Origin of the sequence: Neobacillus thermocopriae (assembly GCF_010975035.1) — a bacterium.
GTDB classification, from domain to species: domain Bacteria; phylum Bacillota; class Bacilli; order Bacillales; family Cytobacillaceae; genus Neobacillus; species Neobacillus thermocopriae.
On record NZ_JAAIUV010000020.1, the window covers coordinates 1 to 19,699 of the forward strand.

Sequence of the window (19,699 nt, forward strand, 5' to 3'; positions counted from 1 at the left end):
CTACGTAAAGGATGAGCGCACAAAACAATTTGCTTATTCATTTCATGCTGCGGCTGATAGAAATGGATTTATTCTGGGAACGATTGTAACTCCAGGTAATATTCATGATAGTACGATGTTTGAACCCTTGCTTGAAAAGGTCATTGAAAACTGTGGAAAGCCTGATGCTGTTGCTGCTGACGCTGGCTATAAAACACCCGCCATTGCTCAATACTTAATAGAAAATAATATACGACCTGTATTACCCTATACACGCCCACGTACAAAGAAAAGCTATTTAAGAAAACATGACTGTGTGTATGATAAACATTTTGACTGTTACATATGTCCCGAAGGACAAGTCCTAGAATATAGAACAACTACTAAGGAAGGTTATCGTCAGTATTTCTCTAATCCGACTAAATGTAAGAATTGTTCTTTATTAACTCAATGCACACAGAGCCAAAATCATCAAAAATTAATTCAACGGCATGTTTGGGAAGATTATTTAGAGGAAGCTGATCACCTTCGTTATACAACAGAGAATCGAATTATATATGCAAAACGGAAAGAAACTATTGAACGTGTGTTTGCTGATGCTAAAGAAAAGCATGGTATGCGGTGGACGACTTTAAGAGGCCTTAAAAAATTGTCCATGCAGGCGATGCTTACTTTTGCTGCAATGAATTTAAAGAAACTGGCAAACTGGACTTGGACTAGTCCAAAAATGGTATAATAATTGACCCCGTAGGGGTCAAATTAAAGTTTATATAGACCAAAAATTGTTTAAAATTTGAAAAGGCATTTCGAATTAAGCTTATTCGGAATGCCTTTTGTCTACAATCTGAGAGGAGCTGTCACTGACAGCTCCTCTTTTATGTCATTTTATTAATTTAATAATTGGTAAATTAAATTACAGGATATCATGATCATACTTAGGAAATTTATGCTACGAAAATTATTAGAAAATCTACATTATCAATTTAGATAAGTACCAAAACAAAACTTTTTTCTAATGAAGATTGTATAAGGAAAATGATAAACTTGGCAGATCAATATATCACAAAGAATTGGGATATACGGTATTGTAGTTTTGATGTGATCTTGATCAGTTTGAGATTATGAACCGATGACTTTATCCGTAACCCCTGCTTTTATTTAAACGAACAATCTAGTCTATTCGTATAAGCCATTTTTTAATTTTAATAGCATATAGCTTATTGTTTATGCATTGTTAATATTTTCAAAGATTCCTTCTATTAAATTTTACGCTGAACGCTTAATACTGTTATTCATTATCTCATATAGTCTCTTACTAATTCATAGCAACGCTCTTTTGTTAGTTTAAAGAGTGTCTCAGCTTCTACCATAGCAGACATTGTTCCTCTACCTTCTTCGTCATATCTGGCTTGAGCCGTTTCATCTCTAGTTTTAATCCATTTACGTTGTTCGTTTCTTAAGTTAGTCATTTCAGTTTCTGATAACTGAGTTTTTAGTACACCATAGATTTCATTTAACATGTCATCCCATAACTGATAGTTATAAATATAATCATCTCTCATTTGAAAGTCACTTTGATACTCATTTTTTCTTTCTTTTAATTCAGTTTCATAAAGTTTAGCCATATATTCATTCTTTCTACTAGCTGTTTTATTTTGTTCAGATTTATTTTCCTCTAACTGACTAGTAGGTTCATTATTAGCTTGATTTAATTCCTTATTGGCTGGTTTAAAGAATCCTTTCTTACCTTGATTTACTTCTTTATTTGTCGGTTTAACAGATTCTTGTGTATCTTCAAAATCATAAACTAAACTAGTATCTTTGGAACTTATAGCAACCAAACTTTCACCAGTAGAACTATGTATTTTAAAAAGATAGGCTTTACCTTTCGCTTCTTTTGATTCATATTCCTTTACAAATTCAAGCTTCTCATTGTTACTACTCAAAAGTTTTTCTGCTTCTTCTTTTGTAAGATGAATATCTTCTCCTAATAAAGAATGATGATTCCAGCTATACATTTTCCATTTATTAGCTTCTTTTTTTAATTCAAACTCCCACAATGCACCCATATTATTAATTTCTGTTGCAGGTTCTAATACGTTAATTTTTAGAATGTTATCTTTTGTTAGTTCGTAAGTAAATCTTACATCATTATGATAATTTGGTTTAAATGATTGATCACATTCACAATAGTATTCAGAAGTTAAATCTTTTAAAGTAGTATCGGTAAATTCTTTAAAAGCAAAAGATAATAAATAATTTCTAATTTTATTGAAATCAGCTGGATTATTATTTCCCCATCCATACTTTTCACCAGCCTTATCAAAAACTTCGAAAATAGAATCAAGTGTTGTTTTCAAAATATTATTGGCTTCTTCTTTATTTAATTCTATAGCCTTTGATTCTTTTAAATTTTGTTTTTCCTTTGCCAAATCCACTTTTTCTACCTTTGGAGCAACAAATTCCTGGTATCCCCAATACCCTCCAATTCCCAATACAACTGTTGCCACAAAAATGAACAAATTTTTTAACATATGTATGTCTCCTTATTAGTCCTCAAAATATAAATGCATGTTTTAGTTGTTTTTAGGTATAAATAACTATAAAAACATAAATTCAAAATCCTCCTCATAATGTTATATAAGTAAAAAAATTCAATTTTTATATTATCAAAATAACAATTGTATTTAAATATTTAGTAGGGACTTTTTCCTATTTATTGTATTTGCTTGTCTTTGACTTTGATTGTAAATTATAAACCTATAAAAAAATCCGGCTTTGGACATCCAAAGCCGGATTTTGCATGTGCGCCCGGCATGGGTGTAATCTATAGGGTGAAAGTCCCGAGCTGCGAAGGCAGAAGTAGCAGTTAGCTTAACGCAAGGGTGTCCGTGGTGACGCGGAATCTGAAGGAAGCGAGCGGCAAACTTCCGGTTTGAGGAACACGAACTTCATATGAGGCTAGGTATCACTGGGTGAGTTTGCATGACAAAACAAAGCCCTTTCTGCCGAAAGTGATACAGAGTAAATGAAGCAGATGGATGGAAGGAAAGATTACACTCTTACCCGGGGAGGTCTGGCTGGCACGCCAAGTAACCTTGGTAACCTATCTAGTGATAGATAGCTGAGCAGTCAGAAGTCAGCAGAAGTCATAGTACTCTTTCAAGCTCGAGATGGAAGAGGAAGGACTGAACAATGAAGGAGAACGAGTCGCTAGGCGTTCATCTTCTGTGTGGAAGCAGACAATCCGATAGGACTTACTTGAAGGAGGAAGTGGTGAATCCCACGGGGGACTTCAAGAGGGTGGAGCAGAAGATGGCACAAATAAAAGGATTCGTTCACGTGGAGAGGATATCTAATGTTGATGGAACTGATTTTGTCACGGGAAAATCTCATAGCGGCATTTAAAAGAGTTGTACAGAATAAAGGAAGTCACGGAGTAGATGGCATGTCCGTAAAAGACCTACGAAGACACCTCTACGAAAATTGGGACTCCATTCGACAGTCGTTGAGAGAAGGGACCTACAAGCCCTTACCCGTCCGTCGAGTCGAAATCCCGAAACCGAACGGTGGGGTAAGGCTTCTAGGGATCCCTACCGTGACTGATCGTTTCATCCAACAAGCGATTGCCCAAGTGTTGACGAAAAACTTTGATCCGACCTTTTCGGACCGTAGCTATGGTTTTCGCCCAGGTAGAAAGGGACATGATGCGGTTAGGGAAGCAAAGGGTTATATCAAAGAAGGATATCGTTGGGTAGTCGATATAGACTTAGAGAAATTCTTTGACAAGGTGAATCACGACAAACTGATGGGGATCTTGGCGAAAACGATCAAAGATCGAATTCTACTGAAGTTAATCCGTCGGTATCTTCAATCAGGCGTGATGATCAATGGAGTAGTAATGGAAACGGACATGGGAACGCCTCAAGGCGGCCCGCTCAGTCCACTTTTATCAAACATCATGCTTCATGAATTGGATAAGGAGCTTGAGAAACGTGGACATAAGTTTGTTCGGTATGCGGATGACTGTAACATCTATGTGAAAACAAAGAAAGCAGGAATTCGTGTCATGAACTCCATTACTAACTTTATTGAGAAGGAGTTAAAACTCAAGGTAAATAAAGAGAAATCGGCGGTAGACCGTCCTTGGAAACGGAAGTTTCTCGGTTTCAGCTTCACATTCAATAAGGCTCCAAAGGTACGGATTGCGAACGAAAGTGTGAAACGTTAGAAGAACAAGATCCGTGAAATTACATCAAGGTCGAAACCGTATCCAATGGAGAAAAGGATTGAGAAACTGAACAAGTATTTAATGGGATGGTGCGGATATTTTGCCTTGGCAGAAACACCAAGTAAGTTCAAAGAATTTGATGAATGGATTAGACGAAGGCTTCGGATGTGTTTGTGGAAAGAATGGAAAACCCCGAAAACAAGAATTCGGAAACTCAGAGGATTAGGGGTTCCAAGCCATAAGCATTCGAATGGGGAAATACACGCAAGAAATATTGGCGGATTGCCTGCAGTCCCATTCTACACAAAACCCTCGACAACTCCTATTGGAAGAGTCGAGGGTTAAGAAGTCTATTCGAAAGATATCAAGAGCTACGTCAAACTTAATTGAACCGCCGTATACCGAACGGTACGTACGGTGGTGTGAGAGGTCGGGGGTTAGTCACCCCCTCCTACTCGATATTACCTTTCTTGCACCGTATTGGCCCCTACATGAGTGGGACAGAACAACCGTATTATTAGTGACGTAGAAATCCACTTGGTTCTACTTCTACTAGGTTGTAAAGCATATTGGATTCGTCGCCTAGATCTAAAGGAGACCATGAAGATTATTCCCCCACAACCGCCTCTAATAGTAAATCGACGATATGGACGGCGCGCATTTTCGTCGATAGGCCTTCTTTTTCAATCCCAAGTTTCATTTGTAGCAGGCAGCCTGGGTTGGCTGTGACAATGGTGGTGGCCTTGGTGTTTTTGGCCTGTTCCATCTTGTAATCGAGCATTTTCATCGACATTTCCGATTCAATAATATTGTAGATTCCGGCAGAACCACAGCAATGTCCGGCATCGTTCATTTCTTGGTAGACAGACCCTTGGATGGCTTTTAGCAAAGTTCTTGGGGCCGCTTCCGTCTTCATCACGTTGCGAAGGTGGCAGGAATCTTGGTACGTAATGATTTGCTGTGGAAGCATCAGTTTCACCTTTTGATGAAATCCGACTGCCACCAAGATTTCGGTAATATCTTTGACTTTTTCGGAAAAAGCTTTGGCCCGCTCCGCCCACATAGGTTCATCCTTTAACAAGTGGCCATATTCGACTAGGAATCCGCCACAGCCTCCTGCATTGGTGATAATGAAATCGACATTCAGCCCTTCAAAAGCTTCGATATTTCGTTTTGCCAACTCTTTAGATCCCGATTTTTCGCCATAGTGGCCGTGCAAAGCGCCACAGCAGGTTTGGTCTTTTGGTATAACGATTTCACAGCCAGCGAGCTGGAGCAAGCGGGTGGTCGCGTCATTTGTTTTTAAAAACATGGAATCCATGAGACAGCCACTAAAGAAGGCGACGCGATGGGTTTTCGCTCCGATCGGCTCCAAATGTTCAGGTCGATTCTTTACTTCCTGCCTTGTCGGCATATCTGGGAGTACTTTTTCCATCAATGCCATATGGGCAGGAATGAGCCCGAGGAAGCCAATTTTACGGGCTACATTTTGTAAGCCGGAGCGTTGGTAAAAACCAAGCAACCCTGCTGTCCTTTTCATCCGGTTTGGATTCGGGAACAGACCGTTGAACACCGTTTTTCGAACCGCTCTTACCGGAAAGGAATAGGAATTATTTTGTGCGAGAATATCACGGGCATCTTCGAGCAAATGGCCATATTTCACGCCCGATGGACAGACGGTTTGACAGGCCAAGCAGCCCAGGCACAGATTAAGGGATCGTTTGAACTCCTCATCTGGCTCGATCAAACCATCCATGACTCCTTTCATCATCGCAATCCGGCCTCGTGGGGATTGTGATTCCTTGAAACCAGACATCGTATAGGTTGGGCAGGACGGAAGACAAAAGCCGCAGCGCATACAATTGAGGAGTTCATCTTCATTCATCCGTTCTTTAAATAGTTCCTGTATCATTTTTTGTTTTTTGGCTGTGGTCATTTGTGGATCACCAACTTAGTTTTATCGTCTTTGGCAAAGATTTTTCCAGGATTCATGATGTTGTTCGGATCAAGTGCCTGCTTGATTGCTTTCATGACGGCAAGACCTGCTTTGCCGAGCTTTAACTCAAGATATGGAGCTTTGGCAATACCGACCCCATGTTCTCCAGTAATGGTACCACCCAGTTCGACCGCCTTTTCAAATATTTCAGCAAAGGCTTTATGGACGCGTTCCATTTCCTCGCGGTTTCTCGCATCAGTCGGGCAGGTCGGATGAAGGTTGCCATCTCCCGCATGGCCGAATGTACAAATAAGGAGATTGTATTTTTCCGCAATTTCACCGATGGCGCGAACCATGTTAGCGACTTCCGACCTCGGTACGGTGGCGTCTTCAAGAATGGTTGTCGGCTTAAGGCGAGCCAAGGCAGATAAAGCCCAGCGGCGAGCGGTGGTCAAAGCGGTTGCTTCCTCTTCTGTTTTGGCGACTTCCACGGAAAATGCGCCTTCTTCTCGGCAGATTGCCGTGATTTTTTCAATATCACGCTGGGCAACAGCAGGTGGGCCGTCTTGTTCAATCAAAAGAATTGCTTTCGCATCCACTGGAAGGCCGATCTTGACATAATCCTCGACCACTTGAAGGGTAGGTTGGTCAAGGAATTCAAGCGTAGCTGGGATGATTTTATTGGCAATGATTTTCGAGACGCTTCTTGCCGCCGCTTCAAGGTCATGGTAAAGGGCGAGCATCGTTTTTTTCGATTCCGGTTTTGGTACGAGCTTGAGGGTGGCCTCGGTAATAATCCCGAGTGTTCCTTCCGAGCCGACCATTAGACTCGTTAGGTCGTATCCAGCCACATCTTTGGCGAGTTTGCCACCGGTTCTGACAATGTCCCCGTTTGGCATGACGACTTCAAGGCCGATGACGTAATCACGGGTGACTCCGTATTTGAGGCCGCGTAAGCCACCTGAGTTTTCATTGATGTTCCCGCCGATGGTGGAAATTTTCATAGAACCTGGATCGGGTGGATAGAAAAGGCCTTTGTCTTCGACGGCGGTAATGATATCGAGTGTAAGGACTCCTGGTTGGACAGTAATGGTCAGGTTTTCTTCGTCCAGCTCGAGGATTTTGTTCATGTGTTTAAACAGCATGACAATCCCGCCCTCCACCGGACAGGTGCCACCACACAGGTTCGTCCCAGATCCGCGTGGGACAATCGGGATTCGATGTTCATTGCAAATTTTGACAATCTCAGAAACTTCTTTTGTATTTCGCGGACTGATGACGGCATCAGGCATGGCCGGCATGTCTGGTGAGGAATCAAAAGAATAGGACAAGCGCTCTACTGGAGAGTCTTGAAAATTTTCGGGTGAAACAATGGAGATAAACTTCCTTTTTATTTCTTGATGGATCATGATCGTTCCTCCAATCTGGTTGAATCTATAAATAAGTACTTTTTATCCTTGTGAGGTAGTACTTTTGTAGGGTCGTCTTTGAAAAAATATTCTTCTTGCCAAAAGCCTCTCCCAATTTAGCAAGTAATATAGTCGGGTAAACTTTCACTATTCTAATAGACAGCAAGGCTCTTTCCGAAAACCGGATAGAGCCTAACGCGTTCGTGGTTATGGAATCATAAAGCTCAAAACGGAATTTTGCAACCACACCATGACTCCAATTAAAACGACGAGGAACAGACTGTGTTTAATAGTAAAGCGGAATAGCTCTGATTCCTTGCCGACTAGTCCAACAGCGGCACAAGCGACGGCAATAGATTGCGGTGAAATCATTTTTCCGGTTACTCCGCCGGATGAGTTGGCGGCAAGAGCCAGAACAGGATCCATGCCGATGGATTCGGCTGTAATTTTTTGCAAGTTGCCGAACAAGACGTTGGCAGATGTATCCGAACCCGTTACGAATACGCCAAGCCAGCCCAGGAAAGGCGAGAAGAACGGGAACAAGATAGCCCCTGTTTTGGAAAGGGTTAAGGCAAGGGTCGTGCTCATTCCAGCCAAATTGATTACATAGGCAAATCCAACGACGGAAGCAATGGTAATGAGCGGGAACTTCACTTCATTAATGGTTTCTCCAAAGGTGATCACCCAATTTTTCCAAGACATGCCGACAATAAATTTGGTGATTATGGCCGCAATCAAAATGGCCGTACCGGCAGCGGCAAGCAGTTCCATTTTATAAAACGCAGGAGTGGCGGCTGCACCGGCTTTGCTGAACACTTTGTTATGAACGAACGGAACTTCTGGCATAAAGGTTAAGGACTTTCCAATGACGTTCACGGCTTTTAAGATGGCGTTGCTACCTTCATAGTGGCCGCTCAAAGCTGATTTGATGGTTGGTATTCCCCATAGCGTGATCGTGCCCGTTAATAGGATAAAAGGAGACCAAGCTTTAAAAATTTGACCACCTGTATAATGCACGACTTGTGCTTGTTTCGTTTGGCCAGCTTGCATGGCAATGGTAGCCGCAAACTCTTGTTCATGGGAAAAACGGAAAATCGTTTTTGGTTTCCAAAACTTTAAAAACACGGCCATAGCAATTAAAGAGACTAAAGATGATAAAATATCGGGAAGCTCAGGTCCTAAGAAGTTGGACGATACATATTGGGTGACGGAAAATGAAATTCCAGAAACGAGAATCGCCGGCATGACTTCTTTCGTTTTTTTCCAACCGGCCATAATGAACACAAGATAAAAAGGGATAAAGACGGATAAAAATGGTAGTTGGCGTCCGATCATTTTGGACACTTCAAGAGCCGGAATCCCTGTCGGTCCTTCCAGTGCAATCACCGGGGTTCCGATCGCACCAAATGCAACAGGTGCGGTATTGGCAATCAAGCAAAGGCCAGCTGCGTAAAGGGGATGAAAGCCCAATCCAACTAACAAGGCCGCTGAAATCGCTACTGGCGCACCAAAGCCGGCCGCTCCTTCCAAGAAGGCACCAAATGAGAACGCTACCAATAAGGCCTGTAAACGACGGTCTTCGGTAATGGATAGGACAGAGTGACGAATGATATCAAATTGACCTGATTTGACGGTTAGTTTGTACAAAAAGACAGAGGCGACGATAATCCAACCGATCGGTAAAATCCCATACACGGCCCCTTGTGAGGCAGACATGAGTGCCATCCCGGCTGGTACTTTAAAGGCAACAATAGCAAGCAGAATGGCAAGTGCTAGCGTTGTTATCCCAGCAATATGGCCTTTCATTTTCTTAATGGCCAATGCCCAGAAAAAGTAGAGGATTGGGATGAGGGCAACCGCCGCACTAACCCAAAGGTTTCCTCCGACTGGCGTAAAATTTTGAATAAATGTCATGGATCATTTCCTCCTGAGATTAACTTTTGCTTTTGGCTTGGCTACGAATCTCTGAATATCATTGATTTTTGAATAGATAACAAACAGGACATTACCCCTTTCCTTTTAGTAACCGCTTACAGATGATGAGAAGGTCATCTGATGACTAGATGTTTAATATGGTGATAGGAAAATTATAAAGGTAGATTCATAAAAAAAACAATAGAATTTTTTTAAATTTTTTCACTCTTTTGATTTTGGTTACTAAACAGAGAAAATGAAAGGGAAAGGATGCAAATTTTTTGGAAATCGGTATAATTAAATTGCGTGTTTTAGGACGATTCGTTAAAAGGAGTCCCATTCAATGGAATATAAAAAAATTAAACCGAAAAAGATCTATGAACAAGTGGCGGAAGCGATTTATGAGATGATTCGTACCGGCGAGTTGAAGCCGGGCGACAGGCTCGATTCCGTGCAACAGCTTGCTGAAAATTTCAATGTTGGCCGGTCCGCCATCCGTGAAGCCTTGACTTCTTTACGGGCCATGGGCCTTGTTGAAATGAGGCATGGCGAGGGGACATTTGTGAAGGAATTTGAGAATGATCTTATTACCTTCCCGCTTTCCACAGCCATTTTGATGAATAAAGAGAATATTGCTCAATTGGTAGAAGTTCGGATGATTCTGGAGGCCGGGACTGCCGCGGCGGCGGCAAGACGCAGGACACAGGAACATCTGGAGAAATTGGAAGAAGCGCTGAAAGTGATGCTGGAGGCAAAAGGGGATGAAGAGCTCGGGGAAAAAGCTGATTTACAGTTCCATCTCACACTGGCTGAAGCGTCGCAAAATCAGATGTTAATTTCTTTGATGCAGCATGTTTCCGGCATGATGGGGGAGACGATGCGGGAAACAAGAAGGCTTTGGCTGTTTTCGAAACAGACGACCATTGAGCGTTTATATCAGGACCATTTGGCCATCTACATGGCCGTCAAAGACCAGGATGAAGAAGTAGCCCGCCAGCGGATGCTTAACCATCTGGAAAGCGTCGATGCGATCTTAAAAAAATATTATATGCATGCCCCCAAATCCATTTAAATAACGATAACGGAGCTGTCCTATCCATTGCTAGGACAGCTTTTTTTATGTTTTCGACTTCGAAAGTCTAGTGATCGTATCGGTTTTTGCTCCACGTTTATATTTAAAAAATAGGTAGAATATTAAAAATATTTTATTGAAACCCCTTTCAACATGGTGTGTTTCTGTTGTAAGATATAAAATATTAATAGTGTTAAGTCATCAGATGACCTGTTTATCGGTTAAAAGAGAGGAAGAAAAGGATGAAAGTTACACTTTTTGCTACGTGCATCGTGGATCTATTCCAAAGCAATGTCGGAAAAGCGACGGTGGAATTGTTAGAAAGGCTTGGATGTGAAGTGGAATTTCCACCATCCCAAGTTTGTTGCGGCCAGCCTGCTTATAACAGTGGTTATGTAAAAGAAGCGAAAGAAGCGATGAAGCGGATGATTGAAACGTTTGAGCATGCGGAATACATTGTTTCTCCATCCGGTTCTTGTGCGTTTATGTTCCGAGAGTATCCCCATGTTTTCAAAGGGGATCCTGTATGGGAACCGAGGGCACAAAAACTAGCCGATAAAACATATGAACTGACCCAGTTTATTGTTGAGGTGTTGGGGATTGAGGATGTCGGGGCCCGGTTTGAAGGGAATGTTACCTATCATACCTCCTGCCACATGACAAGGCTTCTTGGTGTCAAGGAACCGCCTATGATTCTATTAAAAAATGTCAAAGGGCTGAAGTTTACCGAATTACCAGGAAAAGAACGTTGCTGTGGATTTGGTGGAACATTTTCCGTGAAAAATGTGGCCATTTCCGAGCAGATGGTGGATGAAAAAGTCCATCATGTCGAAGAAACGGGTGCCCAATATTTGGTTGGCGCGGATGCCGCTTGCTTGATGAATATTGGGGGCAGAATGGAACGTCTTGGGAAACCAATTAAAGTTCTGCATATTGCCGAGGTTTTGAATAGCCGTTAATTTTTTTCATAATAGGGGGAAGTACCAATGGCCATGAAGATAAGCACGGAGAAATTTAATGACCGGGTCGAACAAGGAATCCATGATTCCTTCATGCGTGGTGCGGTCGCCGGGGCCCAGGACGGAATGGGGGTCAAACGACGGGTGGTGACCACGGATGAATTAAGCAACTGGGAAGACTGGCGTAACCATGCAGAAGAAATCCGCCAGCATGTCCTTGCCAATCTAGATTACTATTTGGAGCAATTAAGTGAAAATATTGCTCAACGCGGCGGCCATGTGTTTTTTGCACAAACGAAGGAAGAGGCCAATGAATATATTCGCGGTGTGGTGCAGCGGAAAAAGGCCAAAAAAATAGTCAAATCCAAGTCGATGGTTACGGAGGAAATCAGTCTGAACGCCATGCTGGAAGAGGAAGGCTGCGAGGTGGTGGAAACGGACCTTGGCGAATACATTCTTCAATTGGATGATCATGATCCGCCTTCCCATATCGTTGTACCGGCTTTGCATAAAAACAAAGAGCAGATTCGTGATGTTTTTGCCCAAAAGATCGGTTATACAAAAACATCGACACCAGAAGAGTTGGCTTACCATGCCCGCGTGACATTAAGAGAAAAGTTTTTGGAAGCGGATCTCGGCATTACCGGCTGTAATTTTGCTGTTGCGGAAACAGGATCTTTTTGTTTAGTCACAAACGAAGGAAATGCCGATTTGGTTACGGCGCTACCGAAAACCCAAATTACAGTGATGGGGATGGAGCGATTGGTTCCAACCTTCGAGGAAATGGAAGTACTGGTCAGCATGCTGACACGTAGTGCGGTTGGTCAGAAACTGACGAGTTATATTACTGTACTCACGGGTCCGAGAGAGGAGCTCGATGTGGATGGTCCGGAAGAATTTCATTTGGTGATTGTCGATAACGGACGTTCCGATATTCTCGGCACAGAGTTTCAATCGATCTTGCAGTGCATCCGTTGTGGTGCGTGCATCAATGTGTGTCCGGTGTACCGTCATATCGGCGGCCATTCGTATGGTTCGATTTATCCAGGACCGGTGGGAGCGGTTCTGTCACCATTGTTGGGTGGCTATGATGACTTTAAGGAGCTTCCATATGCTTCGACCCTTTGCGGTGCCTGTACAGAAGTATGTCCGGTGAAAATTCCGCTTCATCAGCTATTGCATAAACATCGTCAAGTGATTGTAGAAAAGGAAGGGAAAGCACCGTTTTCAGAAAAGATGTTGATGAAGGCATTTGGACTTGGAGCCGCATCGCCAGCTCTTTATAATATGGGCTCAAAAATGGCGCCGGTCGCAATGAATCCATTTACGGTTGGGGATAAAATCTCCAAAGGACCTGGTCCGCTCAAGGCATGGACGGAAATTCGCGAATTCCCGGCACCGAATAAGGAACGATTCCGGGATTGGTTCAAAAACCGCGAAAAGGGAGGCGAATAAATATGGCAAAGATCGGGACGATTCACAATCGGGATTCATTTTTAAATAAAATCTCAAAAAGCTTAAATCGGCCACGTTTGACTGGCCCCATTCCACGTCCTGAGTGGAAATATCAGCCTCAGCATGAGGTGTTTAAAGGCGCGAGTCCGGATGAGCTGCTCGACATCATGAAGGTTCATTGCCAAAAGATTCATACGAACTTGTATGAGACCGATCTGAAAGGATTGCCGGATGTATTAAATGAAGTGGTGGAAGGATATGGTGGCGGTCCAGTGGTCATTAGTAAAGACGAGCGTTTTTCTGAGTGGGGGCTCGATTCTTTACTAAAGAAGGAATGGCCTTCCCGTGATATGGCTGTGTTCGAATGGGATTATACATTAGGAGATGAAAATGTACGCCGTGCGGAACAGGCCAATGTCGGCATCACCATCAGTGAAATCACCTTAGCTGAGTCAGCCACGGTCGTTCTCTTTTCTGACAAAGACCACGGTCGGACCATCAACTTCCTGCCGGCTACGTCTATTATGCTCATTCCAAAAAGCACTTTGGTTCCGCGCTTCACCCAGGCAGCCGTGAAAATGCGGGAAATCCACCAACAGACAGGTCGCGTTGCCTCCTGCATCAATTTCATCACCGGCCCAAGTAACTCTGCCGACATCGAATTAAACCTAGTTGTAGGCGTACATGGCCCTATTAAAGCCAGCTACATCGTTATTCATGACCTATAGGGGTGCTACTGGTTGGAATAGGGAATAGATTAAGCCGAGAAAGGAGAGCTTTCTCGGCTTTTGATGTATATCCGGCATTTCTATTTTAAACTGACTGCTATCTATCAAAGTTTACGAGTATTAGGATTGAAACATCATAATTTTTCCATAATATATAATTTTATCCAATTATTTTACAATTTCGTGTAAAATAGAGTTAGAAACTCTATGTTGGAGGAATGATATGTCATTAAATATATTCATACCAATATTGATATTAGCCTTCATTATTGGTGTAGTCTTCTTTTTCGTTAAGTTATTTAAAAAGTAGATGTAAGTGCCATTCCACTATACCGAGGCAAGTTGAGAGGAAACCATTCAAATGGAGATTCCTCATTTTTTTATAAACATTAACATTCCCGTTTTGCCTTTTCCCCCGATTGGGAAACTAGTAATCTTTCTGCATTTGGAATCTTTCCCCTTTCTGTTCATATAGTGTAGTAAGACGAGCTGGAAGGGTGAATGGAATGGTGTTGGTGACCATTTTGGACTACTTAATCAGTCAGCGGCTAAAACACAGCATGGTAATAGACCATAGGGAGGTGTTAAAGAATATCACGCTAGAATTCTATCAAATGAAAAATCAATTCTGCTTCCTATACACGGAACAGGGACATGAACTGAAATTACCTGTACCTTCCTATCCAAGAATTTGGCTGGAATCGTTAGGAAGGGAAGCGACAGATCACGAAGAAATGAAGAAGTGTTTAAAAGAACTGGATACAAAAAAGCCCTATAGTGTTTTTTTGATAAATGATCAAGGGGGACGAGTCTATGGGTTCCACGAAATTGGGTGACCATGGGGGCGAATTGGTTTGTCAGCGCTATAGGAAGAAAAGAGGGAATTCATGAAACCGCCCCAATGGTATGGTGATTTTGTTATATGAGTAGTAGAAAATGGTCTTTACAAGATGTTCGGTCTCTTGCTACTACTATCAAGAGTTCCTATTATTGGAGAAACCCTTTACATTTCTTATGTATGATGTCCTTCCTTGTTGCGGTGATATGGATACACATGGTTTAATGGGATGGCGTTTTTCCCAGGATTAGTTTGATTAATTGCTCGGCATTTTGCAGTTTCGTGTTAAAGGAAGAAAGCCGGCATGGAACTTTGAGATCAAATCCGTTACTAAATGTGATGATGGTGTGGTTTACGTTTCCTTTCGTTCTTTTGATGTGATCGGGGTTAAACCAAATGGTTTCTGGGTTGTTCGCTGATTTGGTTGGAAACACACAAATTTTGTATATCGGATTGACGATGAATGGACACATCGGAATATTTCCAAGATGCCATTTTGCCGATTCTATTGCTCCTTTTAAACTAAAGCCAATACTTCGGATACTGTCTGATAGAATTTCCAGTGGGGACTGATCTACTATAAACATGCGATTGTTCTCCCGTACAAGGGAACAAAGCTTACCAAATCGGTCATGGTAACCTGTCATATACATAAAATTTTCATTGATAATATAATTTTTTTCGATATTCAATGCGAACCTCTCCTTATGGTCTAGTTTGAATAAAGGTGGAAAAAAGATATACTATCAAAATTTAGATGCTATCTTACCCAAAACTAAGAATACCGTCCTGTTCAGACCACTTACTCATAGTTTGTTCCAAACAAGCTGCTTCACATTTTCCTCACCTCCCTTATAATAAAACGCTTACATTGTTTATAAAAATCTTTCCTCTTATAAAGAGGACAGGGATTTTTTGCTCAAGCCATTTCTATGGATGAAAAATAGTCAGATGAGATATGGAAAAACAGTGATGTTGTCTGGGGTGTCAGAGTGGAAAGGGGGAATGTCACTGTTATCATTATATTGTCATAACTTCTATCAAAAATTTTAACACAAAAAATTACAAAATTGGCACTAATTTGTTGCAAAATTCTTAACATTTTGTGTCAAAAGTAGCAGTGAAAAATACCTATATTGTTTGTTGTTGAAAAATCTATGATTCGCTTATCCATTTCTTTAATTTTACGATGGCTTTTGATCGCCACTGTTTGACCGCAGAAACAGAGACATTTTCTTTTTCTGCTATTTCTTTCAAGGTCAAGCCCATCTGCATGTGGTAGGATAGCCATTTTCTTTGGTTTAGGGATAGGATGTGGCGACTGTCAATGAGAAGTTCTTTTTCGATGAATGGATTTGAAGAATCAGAAGCCACCTCCCAAAATTCCTCTTTTGGGCAGAAATAATGGTCGCTTTCTTTTGCTTGTTTTCTCAATTCATCTAGTAATCTACCTTTCATAAACGTATAGGCATAACTACTAAAACTTCCTTTTTCCGTTTCATAGCGCTCGCTCGCCTCCCAAAGGGCAATCAGGGCGAGTTGATAGAATTCATCCTTGTTGTAGAGGTGGAGGGAGTGGATAATCTTATGGATCATCGGCTCGTACTGTTCGACGATTTTTTCAAAGCTTTCCAAGTGTTAGGTCCTTTCAGGAAAGCGCGCTTAGCCAGTGAATTCCCGGGTATTTCCACCATACCGGATTTAGCTGTTTCCATCGAACGGTACCATTTCACATTTGGAGAAGAAAACGCTCTTGATTTCACGAATTTACCATTCGAAATTCAAATTTAACGCCGATTTTTTTCATTTCGAGAAGATTTGATAGAAAAAGAAGGAGAGAATGAGGTGTTGACAAGCATAAAAAAAGCGGACAAAGTCCGCATTATTCAAATTCTTTTCCTTTTTTAAGTAGTTCGATCATCGATAACGAGCTCATCTTCTTGACGCCTAATAAGTAGACGAAAGCTAAGGTAATGAGCAGGATGAGGAAGTCGAGTCCGATGATGATCAAGAAATAGGAAAAACTGATCGGAATCCATTTAAAGAGATAGCTAATCAAATAGAGTAGGACAGTGATAAGGAAGATCCTACCGAGAATTCGGGTCAGTAATCGGGTGTAAATGCTCGAAATAGACGTTGTTTCGTATCCTATCAATTTCAGAATCGCCATTTCTTTTCTTTGGATTCTCATAAAATTTACCATGAGTAAAATGGCTGTGATAATAGAAATGATGAGAAATACGATTCCTAGAATGATCAGGATCATCTGGGCTGAACTAATATTGGCTGAAAAATTTTCAAAGCTATTAAAAGTATAGCTGGTGAAATAGTTATGGTTTTTTAATAATTCCCCAATGGTATCAACATCTTTGATGTCCTTTACATATACTATTACTTTATCTAAATGCGATTGCTCTATGTATTCAAAACTATTTGGCGAGTTTTTGAACATCGTTTTCAAGAATTGATGTGCCTCTTGTTCATTGACATAGGCCTGGTAGTTATTCGGAATGGAATGGATAAGGATCGCATTTTCATTGGTTGCCCCTTGTTCGGCTGTCAATGTGACATCCGCTGTTTCATTAGATGAAAAACCTCCGTCTTTTTCCTCAATCACAGGGAGTTTAATTTGAATTTCTTTCGCATCCGCTTTTGGTAGACAAATATGGTTGTCTCTTAATGTACAATTTTCACTTATTAGAAAGGCTAGTTCTTCACTTAGGCCCATCAGTGAAATGCCGGTTTCTAAAGAGTGGTCAAAGACCGTCGGTAAAATATAAATAGGATAGGCTTTTGCCTTATTGTCTAGTCCCTTTTTTTTCAAGAGGGTATTAATGCTTTGTACATCCTGAAGCTCAATTTGTGTGGAATTGCCTTGTTCGGCTTTTCCGTCTACATGAATGACTTTGACATTATTGTTCGTCAAATAATCTCTGTTGATCATGTAGTATTGATTCGCCAAGTAGGAGAACATCAAGTTGATCATCGTTAGGGACACTACTAGGATGATGACCGAAATGGTAAGGTAGCGGTGTGTTTTCTTCCGCAGGATCTTCACAACTAAGTTTTTATTCATGCAAATGACCTCTTTCTAGGTATAACGTGATGTCGGCATATTCTTTCACTAATGGATCATGTGTGGTCACAATGATCAGCTTTTCTTTAGAGAGCTGTAGCAATAATTTCAATAAATCGCTTTTTAAATCATGGTCAATACTTGCTGTCGGCTCGTCTAACAGAATGACATCAGGGACGTTTAGTAGGGCTCGCGCTAGTGACACCCGCTGTTTTTCTCCTCCAGATAGGACGGATACTTTTTTATCGATGAGCTGCTCAATGCTCAGCTTCTTGCAGGTGTCAAGGATGAGTGAATCATATTCACTTACTTTCTTGTTGGTAAGATTAAGTTTCAGATATAGATTTTCTCTCACCGTAATATTGGTTAAAAGCATATGCTCTTGCATTACATATTCTAGTCCATGATAAGAGGAGTGGATCCGGCCGCTGTCTGGTGTATCAAAACCGGCGATTAGGTTTAATAAGGTTGATTTTCCACTGCCACTAATGCCATAGATAGCATATAAACCTGTTTGGCTAAAAGTGTAATTCACATCTGACAGTACATGATGGGTGTAATGTTTGTTTATGTTTTCTAGTTTTAATGCGACACTCATGTTTTTAGTCCCCTAACTTTTCCATTTTTCCTTCGCTGTAGATTCGTACTTCGGATGACTTTTCGTCAAAACCGATAAACTTGTTTCCTGATAAGAGAAGTTGTTTGTCTTTGACGGCCCTAACTTCGTAATTTCCTATGTCATCGACTTCTAGAATATATTGATCCCCGACGACCCATGCTAATACGGTCTTAGGTTGAAGTTTGGTTAAGACTTGTTTGCCACAATACAAGGTTTGATCTTTCATGTAGCATACGTCTTCATAGAGGGTGCTGAGATTTTGAGTTACATCCTTGGCAATGAGTTCAAATTTTGACAGGTTGATGTTTGTTTTGTATAAATTTTGGACACCATCTTCATGTAATAAGGTGTACATTTGATCATTGGCAGAAATACCGATGCCAAAGATTTTTTTTGTTTTTTCATTTTGTTTCGTTGGAAGCTGTTCTAGTTGATTCTTTTTTAAATGAAAGAGTCCTATAAATTTTTGCTTATCACCATCGTAATCCATCACTGCGAAAATAGGTTCATCTTTGACATAAGCAAAGGGAAAGATGGCTTCGGTTTTACTAGGATGGACATATATCGTTTCTAGTCGTTCGTTGACTCTTTTCATAATCTTAAATTCTGAAGTGACGGAGTTCCCATAGGTAATGTATTGATCGTATTTACTAAGCCTGTATTGAAAATCATTTTCTTTTGTGCTGATTTTTCCTGTCCGCTGCATGGAGGTTGTGTCATAGGTGATGTATTCCACCCCATCATATACAAGAATACAGTTTTCCTGTGAACAGCCTAAAAACTCCTCTGTTCCACTTGAATCCTGGCTGCAGCCAAATAATGTTAGAATCATCCCCAAAATGATGGCTAATTGTTTTTTCATGATTGTTCCCCCAAATACCAAGGGACGGTTCTACGGCTGGAAGCACAAGAACCGCCCCTGTGAAATTGTCATTTGAATAGAATTAGACCGATGCGTTGATAGCCCAGGATCTAGCATCTCCTTTTAATTTAACCTTTGCTTCGTTTTGGATGGAAACGGTGCCGCTTCTGTAATCAGATTTAGGCTTAATTACCGCATTTCTCCGATTAGAGTAGGCTCCTTTACTTCCATTGGAATTTTGCCAATAAGCGCTTGCGCATATATTTTGCCAAGAGCTGCTGGCACTAGCAGATACTCCGTCGCCAGAAACACCAATGGACATGGAGGCGCTATTTCGTAATGAAGCACAAGTTTCCCAGCTCGTTTTGATCCACTCTACCGTTTGACTACCTGAGTAGACAGCCGATGTTTGATATTCAAATTGATAAGTATTTCCACTTGAAGTAAGACCGGATCTCCAAGCATTGGATGTTAATGTTCCGTAACTACTTGGGAGAGTTAAAGTTTTTGCTTGTGAAGCTGCATCGGCGGTGCCAATAGAATAGCTAAATATACTGACAGCTACGGCCGCACTGGCTAGTAGTTTTGAGATCTTTTTCATTCTTCTTCCTCCTGTTTCCC

At 41.3% G+C, this 19,699-nt stretch carries 16 protein-coding genes and 1 pseudogene; 7 read left to right on the top strand and 10 right to left on the bottom strand.

Features of this window, described 5'->3' with window-relative positions; genetic code table 11:
- Positions 1-715: transposase (locus G4Z05_RS12205; protein WP_163252140.1), on the top strand; the 715-nt coding region annotated here is incomplete at its 5' end.
- Between the two features lie 559 nt (positions 716-1,274).
- On the opposite strand, the gene G4Z05_RS12210 is transcribed toward G4Z05_RS12205, so the two are convergent.
- The gene (locus G4Z05_RS12210; protein WP_163252141.1) at positions 1,275-2,513 is read right to left on the bottom strand and encodes a lysozyme inhibitor LprI family protein; all 1,239 of its coding nucleotides are present in this window, start codon (positions 2,511-2,513) and stop codon (positions 1,275-1,277) included.
- Positions 2,514-3,337: 824 nt separating this feature from the next.
- On the opposite strand from G4Z05_RS12210, the pseudogene ltrA reads away from it, so the two are divergent.
- Positions 3,338-4,596: pseudogene (ltrA, locus tag G4Z05_RS12215) on the top strand (group II intron reverse transcriptase/maturase).
- 221 nt (positions 4,597-4,817) lie between these two features.
- Here ltrA and G4Z05_RS12220 read toward each other — a convergent pair.
- The 3 genes from G4Z05_RS12220 to G4Z05_RS12230 form a co-directional block, all read right to left on the bottom strand.
- Positions 4,818-6,146, bottom strand: a complete 1,329-nt coding sequence (locus tag G4Z05_RS12220) for a (Fe-S)-binding protein (protein WP_163252142.1) — start codon at positions 6,144-6,146, stop codon at positions 4,818-4,820.
- Positions 6,143-7,555, bottom strand: coding sequence for a glycolate oxidase subunit GlcD (glcD, locus tag G4Z05_RS12225; protein WP_163252143.1), 1,413 nt, complete (start codon positions 7,553-7,555; stop codon positions 6,143-6,145). The genes G4Z05_RS12220 and glcD overlap by 4 nt, the downstream gene beginning before the upstream one ends.
- 207 nt (positions 7,556-7,762) lie before the next feature.
- Entirely contained in the window at positions 7,763-9,469 is a 1,707-nt protein-coding gene (locus G4Z05_RS12230; protein ID WP_163252144.1) for an L-lactate permease, read from the bottom strand.
- Between the two features lie 343 nt (positions 9,470-9,812).
- On the opposite strand from G4Z05_RS12230, the gene G4Z05_RS12235 reads away from it, so the two are divergent.
- The 5 genes from G4Z05_RS12235 to G4Z05_RS12255 all read left to right on the top strand — a co-directional run bounded on the left by G4Z05_RS12235 (position 9,813) and on the right by G4Z05_RS12255 (position 14,519).
- Positions 9,813-10,541, top strand: a complete 729-nt coding sequence (locus G4Z05_RS12235; protein ID WP_163182692.1) for a FadR/GntR family transcriptional regulator — start codon at positions 9,813-9,815, stop codon at positions 10,539-10,541.
- A gap of 242 nt (positions 10,542-10,783) precedes the next feature.
- Positions 10,784-11,500, top strand: coding sequence for a (Fe-S)-binding protein (locus tag G4Z05_RS12240; protein WP_038537560.1), 717 nt, complete (start codon positions 10,784-10,786; stop codon positions 11,498-11,500).
- Between the two features lie 27 nt (positions 11,501-11,527).
- Positions 11,528-12,955 carry a LutB/LldF family L-lactate oxidation iron-sulfur protein gene (locus G4Z05_RS12245; RefSeq protein ID WP_163182693.1) on the top strand — a complete coding sequence of 476 codons (1,428 nt, stop codon included), beginning with the start codon at positions 11,528-11,530 and terminating at the stop codon, positions 12,953-12,955.
- A 2-nt stretch (positions 12,956-12,957) separates the two neighbouring features.
- Positions 12,958-13,683, top strand: coding sequence for a LutC/YkgG family protein (locus G4Z05_RS12250; protein ID WP_163252145.1), 726 nt, complete (start codon positions 12,958-12,960; stop codon positions 13,681-13,683).
- A gap of 509 nt (positions 13,684-14,192) precedes the next feature.
- On the top strand, positions 14,193-14,519 hold the full coding sequence (locus G4Z05_RS12255) for a hypothetical protein (RefSeq protein WP_163252146.1): 327 nt from the start codon (positions 14,193-14,195) through the stop codon (positions 14,517-14,519).
- A 223-nt stretch (positions 14,520-14,742) separates the two neighbouring features.
- Here the strand turns inward: G4Z05_RS12255 and G4Z05_RS12260 are convergent, their stop codons facing one another.
- The 6 genes from G4Z05_RS12260 to G4Z05_RS12285 all read right to left on the bottom strand — a co-directional run bounded on the left by G4Z05_RS12260 (position 14,743) and on the right by G4Z05_RS12285 (position 19,679).
- Complete coding sequence (locus G4Z05_RS12260; protein WP_163252147.1) at positions 14,743-15,213, bottom strand: competence protein ComK; 471 nt, start codon at positions 15,211-15,213, stop codon at positions 14,743-14,745.
- A gap of 463 nt (positions 15,214-15,676) precedes the next feature.
- Positions 15,677-16,156, bottom strand: a complete 480-nt coding sequence (locus G4Z05_RS12265) for a sigma-70 family RNA polymerase sigma factor (protein WP_163252148.1) — start codon at positions 16,154-16,156, stop codon at positions 15,677-15,679.
- Between the two features lie 247 nt (positions 16,157-16,403).
- Positions 16,404-17,597, bottom strand: coding sequence for an ABC transporter permease family protein (locus G4Z05_RS12270; protein WP_163252149.1), 1,194 nt, complete (start codon positions 17,595-17,597; stop codon positions 16,404-16,406).
- Entirely contained in the window at positions 17,590-18,195 is a 606-nt protein-coding gene (locus G4Z05_RS12275; protein WP_163252150.1) for an ATP-binding cassette domain-containing protein, read from the bottom strand. The genes G4Z05_RS12270 and G4Z05_RS12275 overlap by 8 nt, the downstream gene beginning before the upstream one ends.
- Positions 18,196-18,199: 4 nt before the next feature.
- A complete protein-coding gene (locus G4Z05_RS12280) occupies positions 18,200-19,078 on the bottom strand; it encodes a hypothetical protein (RefSeq protein ID WP_163252151.1) in 879 nt (292 codons plus the stop codon).
- Between the two features lie 82 nt (positions 19,079-19,160).
- Positions 19,161-19,679 carry a hypothetical protein gene (locus G4Z05_RS12285; protein WP_163252152.1) on the bottom strand — a complete coding sequence of 173 codons (519 nt, stop codon included), beginning with the start codon at positions 19,677-19,679 and terminating at the stop codon, positions 19,161-19,163.
- Positions 19,680-19,699: the final 20 nt, after the last annotated feature.